An 18,296-nucleotide genomic window follows, 5' to 3' on the forward strand; every position below is an offset into this window, starting at 1 on the left:
TCCGCCACTAACCTCTTCAGGAGCAAGCTCCATCAGAGATCCGTTCGACTTGCATGTATTAGGCACGCCGCCAGCGTTCGTCCTGAGCCAGGATCAAACTCTCCATAATAGAAGTTCGATGGCAGGGCTTCCAAAGGAAGTCCCGAGAATCGAATCTTCATAGTTATTGAAGCCTTTGAGGCTCAATCTGTATTGCTGGTTTGCCTTCCAATGACCGAAGTCATCTTCCGACGTTTGTTTGTTTCTTACGCTCAATGTTCAGTTTTCAAAGAACAATTTTGTTTCGTTTTTCGTTGTGCACCGCGCTAACGGCGACTTTTATAATATACCACAGCTGACTAGTACTTGGCAACAGGTATTTTTTAGTTACCGTTGTTGTCCGTTATTTCCTTCGTCCGCTTGTCCCCTCAAAAAGTGGGGCGAATGATAATTTAACATATAGGAGGCCTACAGGTCAAGCATTAATTGCAAACTTTCTATCTTTGCGATTTTAACCCCACTGCGTAACGGGTTAACTCCCTAGGAGGTGCGATGCGCGCGTACATGCGGAAGATGATCTTGTAGCGCTTGGAGATCGCTTCCTTTACCGGACCATCCAATCTTCGATCGCTCATATCCAGCAACATCTCATCCATCTCTTTACGCAGAAGGTAATCGAATTCCTTGCATTCCTTTTCCGTGAACATCATACCGAGCATAGAGTGCGGACCCTCCCGTGAAGAAGCAGCGATTTACCGTCATCTCCCGCATAGCAAGGGAGCTTCTTCGGCATGTCCTACTGTTATGCTCTTTTTTAATCTTCTTTATGACAAATTCATCCGTTAACGCACAACTTTAACTCATTAACCATAAGGTGACCGTGCTTTCGACAACGGCTCCGACAAGCAGGAATACGACAATGAGGATAATTGCCGGGACAGATCCCGTAGCCGTTCTTACGAAAGGTTGCCAAGCTTGTGATTTACCCAACGCGGATCCTACGATTCCCTTAAACAATGAAACCCCGAATCGCATGCCGAACGCGCAAGCCAAGAAAACGGCGCTTAATTCGAATATTCCATGCGGCAAAATCCCTTTCACGACCAGCATAAAGACATTTTCGCCCTTAACCGCATACTCGTTCAATAGGTACCCCATGATCATCCCGTTCGAAACTAGCATAACAATCGGCATAATGCCGGCTATCAAGCCCAATCCCATTACCATGATCACATTGAATACATTGTTCAAAGTAATCCGATAGAACGCCGTAAGCTCGGGATTGCTCGACTTGTCGATGTCTCTGGCAATCGCTTCGATTCCTTTTAACTGTTGTTCCACGAATTCTTGAGGCGCATTCGGCGTCCCTCCGATCACCATTCCGGCAAAGAACAGGATGATCGAGAAAATAAAGTACGGACGAATCTCTCTCCACGTCATCAATAGCCCTTGGCGCGAAAACATGTTCCACGACTCCCATCGGTTCCGAATAATGTTATCTTTATTGCTTGATTCCTAGCCTTATGAATAACTCTATGGGTCAAGCATACATTGATAGTAACCAAGATCAACGACTTGTCCGTCCTTAGGACGCAGATAGGCGTAATCCCTTACTATGGAAAGGAGCAGATTTACCTATGAATCATTTTTTCGTATTTAACGGGCGACGCATCAAACGAATCTTCTTCCTTACTGTTGCAGCAATCCTCTCGATCGCTGTGATCTGGGTCGAGAAAAACAACCTGAGCGTGTTCGCTCCGCACCCTCCCGCAGCGGTGTATAACGTACCAACGGAGCGCAAAGTCGTCGCCCTTACGTTCGACATCAGTTGGGGAGAGAAACGCGCCGAACCGATTCTGGAAATTCTCAAAGCGAAGAACGTGCAGAACGTCACCTTTTTCTTATCCTCGCCTTGGAGCAAAACCCATCCGGATATCGTCAAGAAAATAACGGATTCCGGTTACGAGGTTGGCAGTCATGGCCACAAACACGACAACTACAGCCAATACAGCGACGATGAAATCCGTAAACAAATTTCAGTTGCCGACGGAATCCTTAAAGATATGACCGGCAAATCACCGAATTTAATCCGGATGCCGAACGGAGATTTCGACAAAAGGGTGCTTAGAATCGCCGAAGATCTTAATTATAAGGTCATTCAGTGGGATACCGATTCATTGGATTGGAAAAATCCGGGCGTGGATACGATCGTCAATCGCGTCGTAAACAAAGCGCATCCGGGGGATATTATTCTTCTGCACGCCAGCGACTCCTGCAAGCAGACGCATGAAGCGTTACCGATTATCATCGATCAATTGCGCGCCAAAGGATATGAATTCGTAACGGTGTCCCAAATGATTAGTCAGACCGAGACGAACGGCAAAACCGTGGAAGATAGATCCGCATGGAACGAATTGACTTCTCCGTACTTTACTTAGCCGCGGCTGCCGTCACGGGCGCCCCTGCTTGCGCGGGTTTCCCCAATATCCGATGCAACTGCATAATCTGATAAGCATTACAGATAAACAAAGGAACCATCTGATACAGAAGCGACGAGATATCTCCGGTCTTGAAGACGGGCACGGACTCCATAGCCGTAATCGCCACTAAGAAGAAGATCGTCGGTATCCAAGCTCCTGTCGACGTTTGACTCACCTTCATCCAGGCAACCAGCACCGATCCGGCGATAAGCGCCAGCGGCAGAAGCAGATACGTTAAGCTCGGGAAGTTCGTATCATACGTCCAATACGCGATCTCCGCCAATACAAATAAGGCTATGAACCCTTGAATGGCTACCCAGGAATAAGGCCGCTTAAATATACTGCGAGCAATATAATTCAGCATCATGTAGGCGAAAAAGCCCATATGAGCGAATGCGCCGAACGTCATTCCGATCAAAGCCATCATAAGTACGTAGGATAACCAACCACTCGCCTCGACATTGCGAAAATCGGGGTTGAACAACTGGATGCATACGCTGCCGACTACCGTAACGACCGCACCGATGAGAATGGTGATGCCGAATAATTTCATCCATTTACGTAAATTCAAATCCGGAAACCTCCTCTATATGATCAACCTTCATTTTACCATGAACCAGATAAAAAGCCATGAATAAGGCCTTATATTCACAAGGTTGTCGAAGCATACTACAGCCATCACCCTACGGAAGGGAGCTGATCGGTATGCTACCACGATTGCGACGGTATGGATGTATATTGGGCATGTCTTTGCTCCTCACTTCATGCGGAGCCGAATCCGGCGGCAACAACGGCGGAGGCCAAATGAGTTATAAAGAAGTAAAGTCCATGGTTATCGATATTCTCGGCTCCGAAGAAGCCCAGAAAGCGATGGAGAAAGCTTCGACTGCCCAGTATGGCGAAAGTACGCTGCAAATGAAAAGCATGACGCCTTCAGACCAAGCTCAAGTCAGAATCGCCGTTAAAGACGTCCTTACGGCACCGGAATACAAAACCGTCCTAGAGGCGATTATGAAAGACGCCAAATTCGCCGGAGAATTCGCCAAAGCCGTTAGCAAGGACAATAAGCAGATCCACAAAGATTTAATGAAGGATCCGTCTTATCAGAAAGAACTCGTCGACATGTTCAAGACTCCGGAAATGATGAAAATTCTTTCCGAATCGATTAAAACGCCCGATGTTCGTAAAGTCATCATGAGCTCGGTTACGGAATCGATGGAAAATCCGCTGTTCAAGCTTGAGATCATGAAATTGCTGCAATCCGTCGTTAAAGAAGAACTTACTCCTAAGGCCGAGAAGAAGGAAGAAAAGAAAGAGGGTCAGAGCGAGGATAAAGGCGGCGAGGGTGGCGGCGAATCGCAAGAAAGCGCCCAAAGCAGCGGCGAGAGCTCCGGTTAAAGACAAAACGGTTGAACGAGGACAACTCGTTCAACCGTTTTGATTGTTATGGCTCGTTATTTACCGCATCGATCGATTACCGCTTGTGCCAAAGACAAGTATTCCTTGCCGATATCGGTATCTGCTTTGTACACGGATGGAGAGTAATCGGACTCCAAAGGGTGGTTATCCGGCGCGCCTAACGGGAATTGCGCAAGCAGCTCCGTGTTCAAGGTTTCGGCCAATTTCCCTCCGCCGCCGCGACCGAATACATACTCTCTTGCCCCGGTTTCTTTGCTCTCGAAGTAGGACATGTTCTCCACGACGCCGATAATATCGTGATTCGTTTTGATTGCCATCGCACCCGCGCGAGCCGCAACGAAAGCCGCGGTTGCATGCGGCGTCGTAACGATAATCTCTTTGCTTTGCGGAATCATCTGATGCACGTCCAGGGCAACGTCTCCCGTCCCCGGCGGTAGATCCAGCAGCAAGTAATCCAATTCGCCCCAATCGACTTCAGCGAAGAAATTACGCAGCATCTTGCCGAGCATCGGTCCGCGCCAGACGATCGGATTGTTATCTTCTACGAAGAAACCCATCGAGATGACTTTGACTCCGAACCGCTCCACGGGTTTTATTTTATCGCCGATCTGCTCCGGACGCTCTTCTATGCCCATCATATCGGGAACGCTAAAACCGTAAATATCGCTATCGATCAGTCCTACCCGTTTGCCTTGCCGCGCTAAGGCGACTGCCAGGTTAACGGTAACGGTCGATTTGCCTACGCCGCCCTTGCCGCTCGCGATCGCAATAAACTCGACGCCGCTCTCCGGATGAAGGATCGTATGTTTCTCCAACCCTTCCCCATGTCCTTTGATCGGAGCTGCCTTGGTCTCCTGTTTAGCAGGTTCGGCCTTATTCTGGGAAGCCGGCTGAAGCTTCGAATTCACGTCCGATTTCTCATGCTCCGTCATAGCGCGAAATCGGAAATGCGGGTTGCTAATGCTTAAGCGATTCAAAGCTTGGATAAGTCCTTGTTCGACTAATTCGACTTGCTCCATGCTATCCGGATGAAGAACGATCGACATCGATACGCTCGCATCCCTGACAACGAGGTCCCGAACCAACCCGAGGGCGGTTAAACTTTGTTTGACCGTAGGTTCAAGGACTGGCTGTAAAATTTCGAGTACGGCTTCTCTGGTGACCACGATTTCGACCCCCATGTTCATATTATCATTGTCTATTATAGCACAGGCTCATCCGTTTCACCGGACGTATATCTCAGAATCCCTCTGTAGATGGACGCGGCAACTTTACGTTGGTACTGTTCGTCCGCCAACAGATTCGATTCTTCTGGGTGTGACAGAAATCCGACCTCTACGAGCGCCGTCGGCATTTCCAACGTTTTCAGCAAGTAAATCGTATCGGCGTTCTTCGCAATCCGTTGCGTGTTGCCTAACATCCCCCGTAATTCCGACTGAATGATCGCCGCTAACCTCTTCCCTTCCGCGTTTTTCGTGGAATAAAAAGTTTGAGCGCCGGACCATCTTGGAGACGGAATACTGTTCATATGTACGCTGATCGCCAGATCCGCTCTTTTGTTGCGCACCTTGTCGGCCCGTTGCAACAGATCCTCCGTCTTGCGCTTGGAATATCCCTTAGTCTCCGGCAGGGCGAGATCGTAGTCCCCTTCGCGCGTTAACAACACTAGAGCTCCGGCTTGCTGCAGGTAATCCCTCAAATAGAGCACGATCGCAAGGTTCAGGTCTTTCTCGATGATCCCGTCGCGACTCGACGCTCCCCCGTCCGCCCCGCCGTGCCCGGCATCGAGGGCAATAACTTTGCCGGATAAAGGCAACGTCCAGTGACTCCACGTTCTCGCGGAAGGAATCTCGCTTAGGAATACGACCGCGGTTAACAGCATTAAACAAACGACTATCCCGATTCTTAACAATGCGCGTCGGGTCATCCAGATAACCAACCGCTTACGCCGACGCATTAACGACCTTAACCGATATCCGATTCCAGTAAACAATAATATCCACCTCGTCCCAGGGAAAGCTCCCTACATCATATGGGACAAGATGGATATTTATGATTTAGATTGCGTATGTTTTGCTCGCTTCAGCCATGCCTTCGATCAGAATAGCCGCGACTTCCGGTCTGGAGAATTCCGGAGGCGGGCAAATTCCGTCGCGCAGCAATGCTCGCACCTTCGTTCCCGACAACGTTAAGTGGTGTTCCTTATCATGCGGGCAGGTTTTGCTTGAGGCCATATTACCGCACTTGGTGCAGTAGAAGCTATGTTCGAAATATAGAGGCGTAATACCTAGCTCCTCTACAGCAAACGATTTAAGCAAATCTTGCGCTTCGTATGTGCCGTAATAGTCGCCTACTCCGGCATGATCGCGGCCTACGATGAAATGCGTGCATCCATAGTTCTTGCGAACAAGAGCATGGAAGATCGCTTCGCGTGGGCCGGCGTAACGCATAGCCGCAGGGAAAACCCCTAGGAATGCGCGATCTTGCGGATAATAATTTTCGAGCAGCGCCAAGTAGCTTTTCATGCGCACGTTGGCAGGCACGTCATCGGATTTCGTCTCGCCCACGAGCGGGTTTAAGAACAATCCGTCCACGATTTCCATAGCCGCTTTCTGAATATATTCATGCGCTCTGTGCACGGGGTTGCGGGTTTGGAAACCAACGACGGTTTTCCAGCCCTTCTCCGCGAAGATGCGCCGAGTTTCCGAAGGGTCAAAGTAGAATTCGTTGAATTTCTCCGGTACCGGCCGGTTCAATACGGTAATCGATCCTCCGACGTAATTATCGGGACGATCGAACAGTTTAACGACGCCTGGATGCTCCATATCGTCGGTTTTGAAGATTTGCACGGCTTCATGACGCTTATTCACTTTATAGATGCTTGCAATATCAATGACAGCGTACACGATTCCGTCGTTCTCTCCGACGAGAGCCGCTTGTTGTCCAACGGAGAGATTGGAGGCTTGATCGTTCGTAACGGCCAGAGTGATCGGAATACTCCAGATCGGACCGCTCGCAAGACGCATATTGTTCACGACGGAAAGGTAATCGTCTTCGTTCATAAAACCGGTCAGCGGGCTAAACGCTCCGACGCCGATGAGATCCAAGTCCGATATCGTCCACGTGTTCACCGGGATAGATACCATCTTCGCAGCTTGAGCGAGCAAAAGATCGCGTTCTTGCCCCTCTACTACCCTGTTAACCAATTGTCCGCCATGCGGTTGAATTGCGCTCATGATCTGAGTAGCTCCTTCTAAGCTTTAATATTAAAGTTTCCGGCATTGCTTATTTGTGTAATCCGCATTCGGTTTTCTCATTGCCCGCCCAACGTCCCGCCCGCGGATCTTCACCCGGCATTACGGGCTTCGTGCAGTGTTCGCAACCGATACTCGGAAAATTCTGATCGTGCAGCGGATTATAAATAATGTCGTTAGCTTTAATGTAGGCCCATACTTCTTCCGAAGTCCATGAAGCGATCGGATTGAACTTAACAAGTCCGAATTTGGTGTCGTATTCGACCTTCTTCGCGTTAGCGCGAGTAGGCGCTTGGTCGCGGCGAATGCCGGTAATCCATGCTTCGTATTGCGAAAGAATTCGTGTCAGAGGTTCGACTTTACGCAAGTTGCAACAGCCGGTCGGATCGCTCTTCCATAGCTCTTCCCCATGTTTTTCGGCTTGCTCTTCCGGAGTAAGCTTCGATTTGACTTCAACGAATTTTAAATTGTATTTCTCGGCGATCCGATCACGCGTTTCATAAGTTTCCTTAAAGTGAAAATCCGTATCTAAGTAGAAAATATCCGTCGAAGGGCTAATTTTCTGAATCATGTCCACAAGCACGACGTCTTCAGCGCCGAAACTGCAAGCGAACGTGATGTTGGGAAACGTCTCGATCGCCCAAGCGATGACCGTTTCGGCCGAAGCATTCTCGAACTCCTCCGCTTTTTGGCGAATGAGGTTTTCTTTTTCGATTAAATTCATCAAAATGACCTCCCGTGAAATCCTACTATTTAAGTATGAATACATTATATTATACGCTCTGAGACTCGATTGTTCAATCTATTCTTGACTTGCAATTGTTGCTCATTTGCAAAAAAATGCCTCTCCCACCATTGAAAGTAATGGGAGAAAGGCATCGTTTGTTGGATCGATAATATTAACGTTTCGAGAATTGAGGAGCGCGACGAGCGGCTTTCAATCCGTATTTTTTACGTTCTTTCATACGTGGATCACGAGTCAGGAATCCAGCTTTCTTAAGAGCAGGACGAAGCTCGGGATCTGCTTTCAGAAGCGCGCGGGAAATTCCGTGACGGATTGCGCCGGCTTGACCGGAAGTTCCGCCGCCATGAGCCAATACGAGGATATCGTATTTGCTGACTGTGTCAGTCAGGTTCAGCGGTTGTTTAACGATCAGCTTCAACGTTTCAAGGTCGAAGTAGTCGTTGATTTCACGTTTGTTGATAACGATGCGGCCTTCACCCGGCACGAGTCGAACCCGCGCAACGGAGTGCTTGCGGCGACCCGTTCCTAAATATTGCACTTGAGCCATTCGAAAGTCCTCCTTTTTTTATCCGCGAAGTTCGTAAACTTCAGGCTTTTGGGCTTGATGTGGATGTTCCGGACCAGCGTAAACGTTCAGTTTACCTTGAAGCTGGTGACCGAGCTTGTTTTTAGGAAGCATACCGTATACAGCCAGTTCGATAATACGAGCAGGTTTTTTGTTGATCATTTCCTGCGCCGTAGTCGTTTTCAGACCGCCTGGGTAGTGGGAATGCGTGTAGTATTTCTTCTGTTGCAATTTCTTGCCTGTAAGAACGATTTTCTCTGCATTGATTACGATAACGAAATCACCTGTGTCGATATGTGGGGTGAATTCAGGCTTGTGTTTACCGCGGATCAGAGCAGCCGCTTCGCTAGCGAGACGACCAAGCGTTTTGCCTTCGGCGTCGATAACATGCCATTTGCGCTCTACTTCAAGAGGCTTAGCCATATAGGTTGTACGCATGAAACATCCTCCTTCGGGTTACTTCCCTGCTTTTTTATGTGATACAGCAATTACGTTCATTTCATCATCTTAGATAGTTAGGTATTACGAAGTGAGATAAGGTACTCGGATGAGAAGTCCTTTCCTTCAAACTCACCAAAAGAGCGACATTTCTACGCTGGGGCCGTGGGTAGCCACGCAGAAAGCACAAAATTTATTGTACATGAAATCAGGCTAATATGCAAGTAATTAATTATCCAGAAAAGGCTCGCGCATGCTGCCTACATCCAGTCCATCGTATACGACATCCCATAGGGAAAGTCCTTGCGGGACGGCCGTCGGTCCGGCTTTCGCCCTGTTACGCGCCGCTAGAATAAATCCCATATCCTCCGCCGTTCTCTTGCCTTCTCCGACTTGAATCAACGTGCCGGCTATTATCCTTACCATGTTGTATAAGAAGCCCGTTCCCGTGACGTACAGATGGATAATCCCGCGCTGCTTCCCCGGATAATGTCTCTCATCCCATTCCCGGTTATCGTCATTGGCCAAGTAGGTCAATTGTGAAGTTGATTCCTTTTCCACTTCAAGCTTCACTTCCAGGATTGTTCGGATATGACTCGGCTTAGTAGATAGCGGAGAAGTGAATGAGGAGAAATCATGCTTGCCTAACAAATGTTGAAGACCGGAATTCATTGCATTGAAATCAAGCGGCGTTGGATGATGGAACTCATATCGTCTACGGAATAGATCGGGAATCCGGTTGCAGTTGATCGTATAACGGTACGTCTTCCTTAGCGCGCGACGTCTGGAATGAAAATCTTCCGGAACATTGAACGCACGCTGTACGACGATATCGTTCGGCAACCTCGTATTCAAAGCAATCGTCCACCGTTCGATCGGAATGGAGGAGGACGTCGGAAAATTGACGATCTGGCATCTTGCATGCACTCCGGCGTCCGTTCGTCCGGAGCCCGTCAGCTTCACGCGTTCTCCGGACAAGAGAAAGATTGCTTCTTCCAGCTTATCCTGAATCGTATTGCCTTTCGGCTGACTTTGAAATCCGGAATACTCCGTCCCGTCATAACTGACGATGAGAGCGATATTACGCATCATCTCATCCCCCTTACCGCATGCTCTTCAAGCAAAAACCAATTCAATCTTACCTGCCGAACCCCACAAAAAAAGGATGATCCGAATGCGTGATTCGGTCCATCCTTCTTTGCTCCGTTCTTACGCGCGATCAACGAGCTCAAGATACACCATAGGAGCTGAATCTCCACGGCGAGGTCCCAGCTTCAGGATGCGAGTATATCCACCCGGACGTTCCGCATAGCGCGGAGCCAACTCGGAGAACAGTTTTTGGATGGCGTCTTGTTGACCGTCAAGGCTCTCGCGACGCACGAATGCTGCTACCTGACGACGAGCGTGCAGGTCTCCGCGTTTAGCGAGAGTAATCAATTTCTCTGCGATAGAGCGCACTTCCTTAGCTTTCGCTTCGGTCGTTTGAATACGCTCGTACAGGAACAGGTCGGTACACAGATCACGGAAAAGAGCTTTCCGCGAGCTGGAGTCGCGACTCAGTTTTTGATAAGCCATTTGTTTTCCCTCCCTCTGGTGCGAACGATGAAGCAGTGCCTAAAGCGTCTGCGTTCGGTCGTCACAAAGTGCTAGCTAATAACGATGCTACTCCTCGAAACGTAGACCCAATCCGAGTTCTTCAAGCTTCTCTTGAACTTCTTCCAAAGACTTGCGGCCCAAGTTGCGGACTTTCATCATGTCTTCTTCGGTTTTCGTGATCAGCTCTTGAACGGTGTTGATGCCGGCGCGTTTCAAGCAGTTGTAGGAACGGACGGAAAGATCGAGCTCTTCGATAGTCATCTCGAGCACTTTTTCTTTTTTGTCCTCTTCCTTTTCCTTCATCGTTTCGGTATCTTTTGCCTCATCCGTAAGACCTACGAACAAGGATAAGTGATCAGTTAGGATTTTCGCGCCCAAGCTAACCGCTTCTTCGGGACGAATGCTGCCATCGGTCCAAACTTCAAGCGTAAGCTTGTCGTAGTTCGTTACTTGACCAACGCGCGTATTCTCGACCTGATAGTTCACGCGGGTAATCGGCGTATAGATCGAGTCGATCGGAATAACTCCAATCGGTTGATCTTCCTTCTTGTTACGATCCGAAGGGACGTAACCACGTCCGACTCTGGCGAATATGCGCATGTGCAGACGCGCTCCAGAAGCCAGCGTAGCGATGTGCAGGTCCGGATTCAGGATTTCCACGTCGCTATCCGCGCGGATATCACCGGCCGTTACTACGCCATCGCCTTCCGCATCGATCTCAAGCACTTTTTCCTCGTCGGAATGAATCTTCAGCGAAAGACGCTTCAGATTGAGGATAATTTGCGTTACATCCTCAATAACTCCCGGAATCGTTGAAAATTCGTGAAGTACGCCGTCAATCTGTACCGATACAACGGCTGCGCCCGGTAAGGACGACAACAGAATCCGACGTAGAGAGTTACCTAGCGTCATCCCATAACCGCGTTCAAGCGGCTCTACGACGAAGCGGCCGTATCTCTTATCATCCTGAATTTCCACAGAATCGATTTTCGGTTTTTCGATCACTATCATAACCAAAACCTCCTTCAAAACGTCGCTGACGTTGCCCTTTGTTCACCCATGCTAAATGGTTCAGCCTTTAATAAGGAGAAGTGTTTATGGGGTAAACCATGTAGTATGCCTAACCGTTACAACCATTATTCTCAAGTTGTTCTTGTTTGATACCACACATGCAACGTTGCTATACGCGGCGGCGCTTCGGAGGACGGCAACCGTTATGCGGGATTGGAGTTACGTCTCTGATCATGCTGACTTCAAGACCTGCGGCTTGCAACGAACGAATCGCAGCTTCGCGGCCGGCGCCAGGACCTTTAACAGAAACTTCAACCAAACGCATTCCGTGTTCCATCGCAGCGCGAGCTGCAGATTCGGCTGCCATTTGAGCAGCGAACGGCGTGCTCTTACGGGAGCCCTTGAAACCAAGGTTACCGGAGCTTGCCCAGGAAACCGCGTTACCGTGCGGATCCGTAATCGTCACGATTGTATTGTTAAACGTGGAACGGATATGTGCAACACCGGTATCGATGTTCTTCCGATCACGACGCTTCGTACGAACGACTTTCTTGCCTTTTTGTGCCATGTTTGTTATCCCCCCTTATTACTTCTTCTTGTTCGCTACTGTACGACGTGGACCTTTGCGTGTACGTGCGTTGGTCTTCGAACGTTGTCCGCGAACCGGCAGACCGCGGCGGTGACGGATGCCTCGATAGCAGCCGATTTCAATCAGCCGTTTGATGTTTAGTGCAATTTCGCGACGCAGGTCGCCCTCGACCTTTTGTTCTTTGTCGATCGTTTCGCGAAGACGAGCGAGCTCATCCTCCGTCAGATCACGAACGCGAGTGTCGGGATTGACGCCCGTGGATGCAAGAATCCTCTGGGAAGTTGGTTTACCAATTCCGAAGATGTACGTTAGGGCGATTTCCACGCGCTTGTCGCGCGGGAGGTCAACACCAGATATACGTGCCATAGTTAGGGGCACCTCCTTCTATATTAGCCTTGTTTTTGTTTATGCTTTGGATTCTCACAGATAACCATCACGTTGCCTTTGCGGCGAATGACTTTGCATTTTTCGCAAATCGGTTTGACCGAAGGTCTCACCTTCATGATAATACCCTCCTTAAAGTGTGGCTGATATAGCGCGTCCTGACGTCGCAGTTCAGCCATCACGTGTGTGACTGATATGGCGCGCCGTTGGCGGCGCATGTCAATCATCACGAATGCATCCAACGTGGCGGCGCCTTGCGATCGCGTGTTGGTTAACACGAATACGATCGAACTGGAATATGTCTGTTCAGAGCTGTTCGACCGTCACGTGCATGGGTAGACCGAACGAACTTATTTGCGGTAGGTGATACGGCCCCGCGTTAGATCATAGGGTGACAACTGGATTACCACTTTATCCCCCGTAAGAATCCGTATGAAATGCATCCGAAGCTTTCCGGAAACATGTGCAAGGATTTGATGTCCGTTCTCGAGTTCCACTTTGAACATGGCATTCGGTAGCGGTTCAATAACCGTTCCTTCCACCTCGATGACGTCCTCTTTGGCCACCGTCATTCTCCTTTCTCTACAGCATGCGTTTCGAGCCGTTGTTCGATTTGTCCGATAGCGTGCCTAAGCTTCGCGTTCGTAACGCGACCGGTTTCGCGAATACTATTCGCTACTTCCTCGCTTCGGGTCCCGATCGGTTCGAGATGCAGCACGTTTTTGCGTTTGGGCCGATCGAAGCGCCGTTTATCACCGTCAGCCACGAGCGCGAATCGCTCATCAACGAGACCAACGACGATGATTAACTGCCCTTCATCTCTTCCACGCCGGCTTCTCACGATGTCTCCGGGCTCCAACTTAACGTTTACCGTCATAACATTCACCTAGCTTTACGCACGGGTTAGAATTTCGTACCCGTCTTCGGTTACGGCAATCGTATGCTCGAAATGCGCGCACAGCGATCCGTCCACCGTGACGACCGTCCAATTGTCGGACAAAGTCTTCACGTATCGTTCCCCCACGATCACCATCGGTTCGATCGCGAGTGTCATTCCCGGTTTCAACCGCGGTCCGCGGTCGGGAGCACCGTAATTCGGAATTTGCGGTTCCTCGTGCAGATCGGCTCCTACGCCGTGTCCGACGTATTCCCTCACTACGGCGAATCCCGCCTCTTCGATCACTTTCTGAATGCCATGGGAAACGGTAAACAGCCTCACGTCCGGTTTAACCAGTTCCAATCCCGCGAATAACGATGCTTCCGTAACGTCCAGGAGGCGTTGCGCTTCTTCGGAGATTCGACCGACTCCGTATGTCCATGCGGAATCGCCGTGATAGCCTTGGTACTGTGCGCCGATGTCGATGCTGATGATGTCGCCTTCTACGAGCTTCCGCGGTCCGGGGAACCCATGAACAAGTTCCTCGTTCGTCGAAGCGCATATGCTGGCCGGAAAACCGTTATAACCTTTGAAAGAAGGAACAGCACCTTGGCTGCGGATGAAAGTATCGGCTATCCGATCCAATTCAGCGGTAGTTACACCAGGCACGACCGCCTGTTTCATCAGGCGATGCGTCTCTGCTACAATCCGTCCCGCCTCGCGCATCAAGTTTAACTCTTTATCAGACTTGATTACGATCATGGCCGATTACCCTCTGAGAAGGGAAGCGATATCGGTCGTAACCGCATCGATGTCCTTCTCCCCGTCTACTTCACGGAGCGAACCTTTGTCGCCGTAATACGTTAGAAGCGGTGCCGTCTTGCTCGTATACTCATCAAGGCGAGTGCCCACTTTTTCTTCCGTATCGTCGGAACGCTGATACAGCTCTCCCCCGTCTTTATCGCAGATGCCTTCCTGCTTAGGAGGGTTGAAAATAACGTGATACGTCGAGCCGCAAGATTTGCAAATCCTTCTCCCCGTTAAGCGGGCCAACAGAAAACCGCGATCCACTTTGAGGTTAATGACATGATCAATCTTTCGTCCCATTTCGGCTAGCATTCCATCAAGAGCTTCGGCTTGCGCGATTGTCCGCGGAAAACCGTCCAACAAAAACCCGTTGGCGCAATCTTCTGCAGCCAGACGATCGCGAACGATGCCGTTCGTCACTTCATCCGGAACGAGAAGGCCTTGGTCGACGTACTCCTTGGCCTTCTGTCCGAGCGGCGTGCCTTGCTTCATGGCTAAACGAAACGCATCACCGGTAGAGATGTGCGGAATGCCGAATTGCTCGACGATCCGTTCTGCCTGCGTTCCTTTACCGGCGCCAGGAGGCCCCATAAACAAAATGTTCATTGTTGTTCCTCCTGCCCGTCTCAGTGATTACTTGTTGATAAAGCCTTTGTAGTGACGTTTGATCAGTTGGCTCTCGATCTGTTTCATCGTCTCAAGAGCAACGCCGATAACGATCAACAACGAAGTACCGCCCAATTGTACGGATTTCGGCAAGCCTGCCAACGAACCGAAGAATACCGGAAGTACCGAGATTAGAGCCAAGAAAACCGCGCCTGCCAGCGTAATGCGGGTAATTACGCGCATCAAGAAGCCAGCCGTCGGCTTGCCGGGACGAATACCCGGAATATAGCCACCGTTCTTCTTCATGTTATCCGCAAGTTGTTGCGGATTGAATTGAACGAACGTATAGAAGAAAGTGAATCCGATGATCAACAAGATGTACAATACCATGCCTAGCGGCTTGTCATAGTACATATGGTTGATAACCCATTGCGCCCAATCTTTGTTCGCCCAGAACTGAGCGATCGTGATCGGGAACATCAAGAGCGAAACCGCAAAAATTACCGGTATTACGCCCGCGCCATTCACTTTAAGAGGAATGTGCGTCGATTGGCCGCCGTACATTTTCTGTCCGACAACCCGTTTCGCGTATTGTACTGGAATTTTACGTACGCCCTGTTGGATGAAGATAACTCCCGCGATAATCAGAACGATTACGAGCAGGATAATAACCACCTTAACGATGCTAAGGAACAATTGACTGGAATCCGTAAATTGATCCGCATAGATTTCGCGAGCGTGCTTCGGAATTGACGCAACGATTGCCGCGAAGATCAAGATCGAGATACCGTTACCGATACCCTTCTCGTTGATTTGCTCCCCCAACCACATTAGGAAGGCGGTACCCGCGGTCAATACGATCGCAATCATAAGATACGTTGCCGTATTCGCGTCGATGACCATATCGTAGTTATACATCCGGTTAAAGCCGATAGCCGTTGCAAAAGCTTGGATAAGCCCCAAAACAATCGTTCCGTAACGAGTGATCTGAGCGAGCTTGCGTTTACCGTTCTCGCCTTCCTTCTGCCATTCCGAGAACTTCGGAATAACGTCCATGGAAAGGAGTTGAACGATGATCGAAGCCGTGATGTACGGCGTAATCCCCAGAGCGAAAATGGAGAAGTTGAACAAAGCACCGCCAGAGAAGGTGTTCAGAAGGCCGAACAGGTCAGTGCCTGTTTGGTCGGCCATCGTGAGAACGTCCTTGTTAATGTTCGGAACCGGAATAAAGGAACCGATTCGATATACAAACAGGATGAAAAGGGTGAACAGGATCCTTCTGCGAAGGTCCTCGACTTTCCAAATGTTAGTTATGGTCGCGAACATTAGATCACCTCGGTTTTACCGCCGGCGGCCTGAATTTTTTCTGCTGCAGACTGAGAGAACTTATGAGCTTTAACAGTCAGCTGCACGTTCAGATCGCCATTGCCCAGAATTTTAATTCCGTCTTTTGGATTTTTGAGAATCCCTTCGTTAAGAAGCAATTCTGGAGTCACTTCTGTACCAGCTTCAAAACGGTTCAGCTGATCAAGATTGACAATCGCAAAGACCGTTGCAAAACGATCATTGTTAAATCCGCGCTTCGGTACCCGACGGTACAATGGGTTTTGTCCACCCTCGAAACCGGGACGTACACCGCCACCGGAACGAGCGTTTTGCCCTTTGTGACCGCGACCTGACGTTTTGCCGAGACCGCTACCGGCTCCGCGTCCTACCCGCTTACGGGTAAACGTCGAGCCTTCGTTCGGAGATAGCTCATGCAATTTCATCGTACGTCGCACCTCCTTGAAAATTATGCTTGATTTACTTAAACTTCTTTGACTTCTACCAAATGGATAACCGTATTGATCATGCCGCGAGTCGCGACATTGTCTTCTCTTACTACGGACGTATGCAACTTGCCGAGGCCCAGAGATTTCACCGTTGCACGTTGATTCTCAGGACGGCCGATCAAGCTACGAACGAGGGTAATTTGAAGCTGTGCCATCTGTTTCCCCTCCTTAACGGAATAGCTCTGCTACGGTTTTGCCGCGCAGTTTCGCTACGTCTTCGGCGCGTTTGAGGCGGGATAAACCTTCCAACGTCGCATTGACCATGTTAATGGAGTTGGAGGAACCCAGCGATTTCGTCAAAATATCGCCGACTCCAGCAAGTTCGAGCACCGCGCGGACAGGACCGCCCGCGATAACGCCCGTACCTTCGGATGCTGGTTTCAGCAGCACTTTGCCGGCGCCGAAACTTCCCGTAACGGCGTGTGGAATTGTCGTTCCAACGAGTGGTACGAATACAAGATTTTTCTTAGCGTCATCGACGCCCTTACGGATTGCGTCTGGAACTTCGGAAGCTTTACCGATTCCGGCGCCAACCCATCCTTTGCCGTCTCCGACAACGACGAGTGCGCTGAAACTAAAGCGACGTCCGCCTTTGACGACTTTGGAGACACGATTGATTTGAACCATTTTTTCGGTTAGTTCCAATGTATTCGGATCTACACGCAAGTCGTTTACCTCCTTGTGAAAAAGTAATTAAAACTGTAATCCGGCTTCGCGTGCAGCGTCCGCCAGTGCTTGAATACGTCCGTGATACAAGTAACCGCCACGATCGAACACGACGTTATTGTATCCTTTATCAATTGCGCGTTTAGCGATCAATTCGCCAACTTTGCGAGCAGACTCGACGTTGCCGCCGTTACCTACTTCAGCAAGCTCTTTGTCAACCGTAGATGCGCTAGCAAGCGTTACGCCTTTAACGTCATCGATCAGTTGAGCATAGATATGCTTGGAAGAACGGAACACGGACAGACGTGGACGTTCGTTAGTCCCGCTGATTTTCTTACGTACCCGAAGGTGCCGTTTGAGACGAGCTTTATTCTTATCGGCTTTAGTAATCATCCGCATGGTTCACTCCTTTCGTGTTCGTTGCTTAAAGTGCAACCGTTATAAGCAACGTTCGTTGCGTTCGGTTGTCACGTGCGGCATTAAGCCGCATTAAGCTTACTTCTTCTTACCGGCCTTACCTTCTTTACGAATAATGCGTTCGCCTTCGTACTTGATTCCTTTACCTTTATACGGCTCCGGAGGACGAACAGCGCGGATCTTAGCAGCAATTTCACCGACGGCTTCTTTATCGATGCCTTTAACGATGATTTTGTTTTGTGCCGGCACTTCGAATTCAATGCCGCTAGCCGGTACGATTTCGACCGGGTGAGAGTAACCAACGTTCAATACCAGCTTCTCGCCGGATTTACTAGCACGGTAACCTACACCTACCAGATCAAGGTTTCTGATGTAACCTTCGGTTACGCCGTTTACCATGTTGGCAACTACGCTGCGAGTCGTGCCGTGCAGCGAGCGGTGAAGTTTGTTATCGGAAGGACGTTCAACAGTAATAACATCGGACTCGTAGGAAACCTTCATATCGCTGTGAAGTACGCGGGACAAAGTTCCTTTAGGTCCTTTAATCGTAATTACGTTGTTGTCCAGGTTCACGTTCACGCCGTTAGGCACCTGAATCGGTTTGCGTCCAATACGGGACATAGGTACACCT

28 protein-coding genes and 1 rRNA gene (1 of these 29 cut by a window edge) are annotated in these 18,296 nt (G+C 49.6%); 3 read left to right on the forward strand and 26 right to left on the reverse strand.

Going from position 1 to position 18,296, the window contains the following annotated elements; all coding sequences use genetic code 11:
* From HH215_RS18980 to HH215_RS18990, 3 genes are all read right to left on the reverse strand, one after another.
* Nucleotides 1-109, reverse strand: a 16S ribosomal RNA gene (locus HH215_RS18980); it reaches 1,445 nt to the left of the window's first position.
* Between the two features lie 367 nt (nt 110-476).
* A complete protein-coding gene (locus tag HH215_RS18985; RefSeq protein WP_169281321.1) occupies nt 477-698 on the reverse strand; it encodes a hypothetical protein in 222 nt (73 codons plus the stop codon).
* A gap of 136 nt (nt 699-834) precedes the next feature.
* Entirely contained in the window at nt 835-1,443 is a 609-nt protein-coding gene (locus HH215_RS18990; protein WP_169281322.1) for a stage II sporulation protein M, read from the reverse strand.
* Nucleotides 1,444-1,616: 173 nt separating this feature from the next.
* Between HH215_RS18990 and pdaB the strand changes: the two genes are divergently transcribed.
* On the forward strand, nt 1,617-2,417 hold the full coding sequence (pdaB, locus tag HH215_RS18995) for a polysaccharide deacetylase family sporulation protein PdaB (protein WP_169281323.1): 801 nt from the start codon (nt 1,617-1,619) through the stop codon (nt 2,415-2,417).
* Here the strand turns inward: pdaB and HH215_RS19000 are convergent.
* A complete protein-coding gene (locus tag HH215_RS19000) occupies nt 2,410-3,030 on the reverse strand; it encodes a KinB-signaling pathway activation protein (RefSeq protein WP_169281324.1) in 621 nt (206 codons plus the stop codon). The two genes, pdaB and HH215_RS19000, sit on opposite strands and share 8 nt — an antisense overlap.
* A 134-nt stretch (nt 3,031-3,164) precedes the next feature.
* On the opposite strand from HH215_RS19000, the gene gerD reads away from it, so the two are divergent.
* On the forward strand, nt 3,165-3,857 hold the full coding sequence (gene gerD, locus HH215_RS19005; protein ID WP_169281325.1) for a spore germination lipoprotein GerD: 693 nt from the start codon (nt 3,165-3,167) through the stop codon (nt 3,855-3,857).
* Nucleotides 3,858-3,913: 56 nt separating this feature from the next.
* On the opposite strand, the gene salA is transcribed toward gerD, so the two are convergent.
* The 12 genes from salA to rpmJ form a co-directional block, all read right to left on the reverse strand.
* Entirely contained in the window at nt 3,914-5,044 is a 1,131-nt protein-coding gene (gene salA, locus HH215_RS19010; protein WP_254450149.1) for an iron-sulfur carrier protein/transcriptional regulator SalA, read from the reverse strand.
* Between the two features lie 35 nt (nt 5,045-5,079).
* Entirely contained in the window at nt 5,080-5,835 is a 756-nt protein-coding gene (cwlD, locus tag HH215_RS19015) for an N-acetylmuramoyl-L-alanine amidase CwlD (protein ID WP_169284473.1), read from the reverse strand.
* Between the two features lie 100 nt (nt 5,836-5,935).
* Nucleotides 5,936-7,114 carry a sulfate adenylyltransferase gene (gene sat / locus HH215_RS19020; protein WP_169281327.1) on the reverse strand — a complete coding sequence of 393 codons (1,179 nt, stop codon included), beginning with the start codon at nt 7,112-7,114 and terminating at the stop codon, nt 5,936-5,938.
* A gap of 49 nt (nt 7,115-7,163) precedes the next feature.
* Nucleotides 7,164-7,856 carry a phosphoadenylyl-sulfate reductase gene (locus tag HH215_RS19025; protein ID WP_169281328.1) on the reverse strand — a complete coding sequence of 231 codons (693 nt, stop codon included), beginning with the start codon at nt 7,854-7,856 and terminating at the stop codon, nt 7,164-7,166.
* A gap of 175 nt (nt 7,857-8,031) precedes the next feature.
* Nucleotides 8,032-8,424 carry a 30S ribosomal protein S9 gene (gene rpsI, locus HH215_RS19030; RefSeq protein WP_169281329.1) on the reverse strand — a complete coding sequence of 131 codons (393 nt, stop codon included), beginning with the start codon at nt 8,422-8,424 and terminating at the stop codon, nt 8,032-8,034.
* A gap of 18 nt (nt 8,425-8,442) precedes the next feature.
* Nucleotides 8,443-8,880 (reverse strand): 50S ribosomal protein L13, encoded by a 438-nt coding sequence (rplM, locus tag HH215_RS19035; RefSeq protein WP_169281330.1) that lies wholly within the window; start codon nt 8,878-8,880, stop codon nt 8,443-8,445.
* Between the two features lie 228 nt (nt 8,881-9,108).
* Nucleotides 9,109-9,969, reverse strand: a complete 861-nt coding sequence (gene truA, locus HH215_RS19040) for a tRNA pseudouridine(38-40) synthase TruA (RefSeq protein WP_169284474.1) — start codon at nt 9,967-9,969, stop codon at nt 9,109-9,111.
* A 120-nt stretch (nt 9,970-10,089) separates the two neighbouring features.
* On the reverse strand, nt 10,090-10,455 hold the full coding sequence (rplQ, locus tag HH215_RS19045) for a 50S ribosomal protein L17 (RefSeq protein WP_169281331.1): 366 nt from the start codon (nt 10,453-10,455) through the stop codon (nt 10,090-10,092).
* A gap of 87 nt (nt 10,456-10,542) precedes the next feature.
* A complete protein-coding gene (locus tag HH215_RS19050) occupies nt 10,543-11,487 on the reverse strand; it encodes a DNA-directed RNA polymerase subunit alpha (RefSeq protein WP_169281332.1) in 945 nt (314 codons plus the stop codon).
* 169 nt (nt 11,488-11,656) lie between these two features.
* Entirely contained in the window at nt 11,657-12,055 is a 399-nt protein-coding gene (gene rpsK, locus HH215_RS19055; RefSeq protein ID WP_130615150.1) for a 30S ribosomal protein S11, read from the reverse strand.
* Between the two features lie 18 nt (nt 12,056-12,073).
* The gene (rpsM, locus tag HH215_RS19060) at nt 12,074-12,442 is read right to left on the reverse strand and encodes a 30S ribosomal protein S13 (protein WP_135153613.1); all 369 of its coding nucleotides are present in this window, start codon (nt 12,440-12,442) and stop codon (nt 12,074-12,076) included.
* Between the two features lie 23 nt (nt 12,443-12,465).
* Nucleotides 12,466-12,579 (reverse strand): 50S ribosomal protein L36, encoded by a 114-nt coding sequence (rpmJ, locus tag HH215_RS19065; protein WP_003333770.1) that lies wholly within the window; start codon nt 12,577-12,579, stop codon nt 12,466-12,468.
* Nucleotides 12,580-12,676: 97 nt separating this feature from the next.
* Between rpmJ and HH215_RS36730 the strand changes: the two genes are divergently transcribed.
* Nucleotides 12,677-12,799, forward strand: coding sequence for a hypothetical protein (locus HH215_RS36730; protein WP_256376615.1), 123 nt, complete (start codon nt 12,677-12,679; stop codon nt 12,797-12,799).
* 11 nt (nt 12,800-12,810) lie between these two features.
* Here HH215_RS36730 and infA read toward each other — a convergent pair whose 3' ends face one another.
* From infA to rplF, 10 genes are all read right to left on the reverse strand, one after another.
* A complete protein-coding gene (infA, locus tag HH215_RS19070; RefSeq protein WP_035121186.1) occupies nt 12,811-13,026 on the reverse strand; it encodes a translation initiation factor IF-1 in 216 nt (71 codons plus the stop codon).
* Between the two features lie 2 nt (nt 13,027-13,028).
* On the reverse strand, nt 13,029-13,337 hold the full coding sequence (locus HH215_RS19075) for a KOW domain-containing RNA-binding protein (protein ID WP_169281333.1): 309 nt from the start codon (nt 13,335-13,337) through the stop codon (nt 13,029-13,031).
* Nucleotides 13,338-13,352: 15 nt separating this feature from the next.
* On the reverse strand, nt 13,353-14,099 hold the full coding sequence (gene map, locus HH215_RS19080) for a type I methionyl aminopeptidase (RefSeq protein WP_169281334.1): 747 nt from the start codon (nt 14,097-14,099) through the stop codon (nt 13,353-13,355).
* Nucleotides 14,100-14,105: 6 nt separating this feature from the next.
* Complete coding sequence (locus tag HH215_RS19085) at nt 14,106-14,750, reverse strand: adenylate kinase (RefSeq protein ID WP_169281335.1); 645 nt, start codon at nt 14,748-14,750, stop codon at nt 14,106-14,108.
* 27 nt (nt 14,751-14,777) lie between these two features.
* Nucleotides 14,778-16,076 (reverse strand): preprotein translocase subunit SecY, encoded by a 1,299-nt coding sequence (secY, locus tag HH215_RS19090; RefSeq protein ID WP_169281336.1) that lies wholly within the window; start codon nt 16,074-16,076, stop codon nt 14,778-14,780.
* On the reverse strand, nt 16,076-16,519 hold the full coding sequence (gene rplO / locus HH215_RS19095) for a 50S ribosomal protein L15 (RefSeq protein ID WP_169281337.1): 444 nt from the start codon (nt 16,517-16,519) through the stop codon (nt 16,076-16,078). Before rplO ends, secY begins: the two co-directional genes overlap by 1 nt.
* Before the next feature lie 38 nt (nt 16,520-16,557).
* Complete coding sequence (gene rpmD / locus HH215_RS19100; protein WP_169281338.1) at nt 16,558-16,737, reverse strand: 50S ribosomal protein L30; 180 nt, start codon at nt 16,735-16,737, stop codon at nt 16,558-16,560.
* 13 nt (nt 16,738-16,750) lie between these two features.
* The gene (gene rpsE, locus HH215_RS19105) at nt 16,751-17,248 is read right to left on the reverse strand and encodes a 30S ribosomal protein S5 (protein WP_094050613.1); all 498 of its coding nucleotides are present in this window, start codon (nt 17,246-17,248) and stop codon (nt 16,751-16,753) included.
* A 27-nt stretch (nt 17,249-17,275) separates the two neighbouring features.
* Entirely contained in the window at nt 17,276-17,641 is a 366-nt protein-coding gene (gene rplR, locus HH215_RS19110) for a 50S ribosomal protein L18 (RefSeq protein ID WP_169281339.1), read from the reverse strand.
* A gap of 102 nt (nt 17,642-17,743) precedes the next feature.
* Nucleotides 17,744-18,286, reverse strand: coding sequence for a 50S ribosomal protein L6 (gene rplF / locus HH215_RS19115; RefSeq protein WP_169281340.1), 543 nt, complete (start codon nt 18,284-18,286; stop codon nt 17,744-17,746).
* Nucleotides 18,287-18,296: the final 10 nt, after the last annotated feature.

The sequence above is a fragment of the Cohnella herbarum genome, from assembly GCF_012849095.1.
Classification (GTDB): domain Bacteria; phylum Bacillota; class Bacilli; order Paenibacillales; family Paenibacillaceae; genus Cohnella; species Cohnella herbarum.

Coding starts and splice junctions, on each gene's coding strand:
- cwlD (WP_169284473.1), bottom strand. CDS start 5,835: ATGCGTCGGCGTAAGCGGTTGGTTATCTGGATGACCCGACGCGCATTG.
- rpmD (WP_169281338.1), bottom strand. CDS start 16,737: ATGGCACAGCTTCAAATTACCCTCGTTCGTAGCTTGATCGGCCGTCCT.
- rplR (WP_169281339.1), bottom strand. CDS start 17,641: ATGATTACTAAAGCCGATAAGAATAAAGCTCGTCTCAAACGGCACCTT.
- rpsI (WP_169281329.1), bottom strand. CDS start 8,424: ATGGCTCAAGTGCAATATTTAGGAACGGGTCGCCGCAAGCACTCCGTT.
- HH215_RS36730 (WP_256376615.1), top strand. CDS start 12,677: ATGTCAATCATCACGAATGCATCCAACGTGGCGGCGCCTTGCGATCGC.
- rpmJ (WP_003333770.1), bottom strand. CDS start 12,579: ATGAAGGTGAGACCTTCGGTCAAACCGATTTGCGAAAAATGCAAAGTC.
- rpsM (WP_135153613.1), bottom strand. CDS start 12,442: ATGGCACGTATATCTGGTGTTGACCTCCCGCGCGACAAGCGCGTGGAA.
- HH215_RS19075 (WP_169281333.1), bottom strand. CDS start 13,337: ATGACGGTAAACGTTAAGTTGGAGCCCGGAGACATCGTGAGAAGCCGG.
- rplF (WP_169281340.1), bottom strand. CDS start 18,286: ATGTCCCGTATTGGACGCAAACCGATTCAGGTGCCTAACGGCGTGAAC.
- secY (WP_169281336.1), bottom strand. CDS start 16,076: ATGTTCGCGACCATAACTAACATTTGGAAAGTCGAGGACCTTCGCAGA.
- rpsK (WP_130615150.1), bottom strand. CDS start 12,055: ATGGCACAAAAAGGCAAGAAAGTCGTTCGTACGAAGCGTCGTGATCGG.
- HH215_RS19050 (WP_169281332.1), bottom strand. CDS start 11,487: ATGATAGTGATCGAAAAACCGAAAATCGATTCTGTGGAAATTCAGGAT.
- HH215_RS18985 (WP_169281321.1), bottom strand. CDS start 698: ATGCTCGGTATGATGTTCACGGAAAAGGAATGCAAGGAATTCGATTAC.
- rplM (WP_169281330.1), bottom strand. CDS start 8,880: ATGCGTACAACCTATATGGCTAAGCCTCTTGAAGTAGAGCGCAAATGG.
- map (WP_169281334.1), bottom strand. CDS start 14,099: ATGATCGTAATCAAGTCTGATAAAGAGTTAAACTTGATGCGCGAGGCG.
- truA (WP_169284474.1), bottom strand. CDS start 9,969: ATGCGTAATATCGCTCTCATCGTCAGTTATGACGGGACGGAGTATTCC.
- HH215_RS19025 (WP_169281328.1), bottom strand. CDS start 7,856: ATGAATTTAATCGAAAAAGAAAACCTCATTCGCCAAAAAGCGGAGGAG.
- gerD (WP_169281325.1), top strand. CDS start 3,165: ATGCTACCACGATTGCGACGGTATGGATGTATATTGGGCATGTCTTTG.
- sat (WP_169281327.1), bottom strand. CDS start 7,114: ATGAGCGCAATTCAACCGCATGGCGGACAATTGGTTAACAGGGTAGTA.
- pdaB (WP_169281323.1), top strand. CDS start 1,617: ATGAATCATTTTTTCGTATTTAACGGGCGACGCATCAAACGAATCTTC.
- HH215_RS18990 (WP_169281322.1), bottom strand. CDS start 1,443: ATGTTTTCGCGCCAAGGGCTATTGATGACGTGGAGAGAGATTCGTCCG.
- rplQ (WP_169281331.1), bottom strand. CDS start 10,455: ATGGCTTATCAAAAACTGAGTCGCGACTCCAGCTCGCGGAAAGCTCTT.
- rplO (WP_169281337.1), bottom strand. CDS start 16,519: ATGAAATTGCATGAGCTATCTCCGAACGAAGGCTCGACGTTTACCCGT.
- HH215_RS19085 (WP_169281335.1), bottom strand. CDS start 14,750: ATGAACATTTTGTTTATGGGGCCTCCTGGCGCCGGTAAAGGAACGCAG.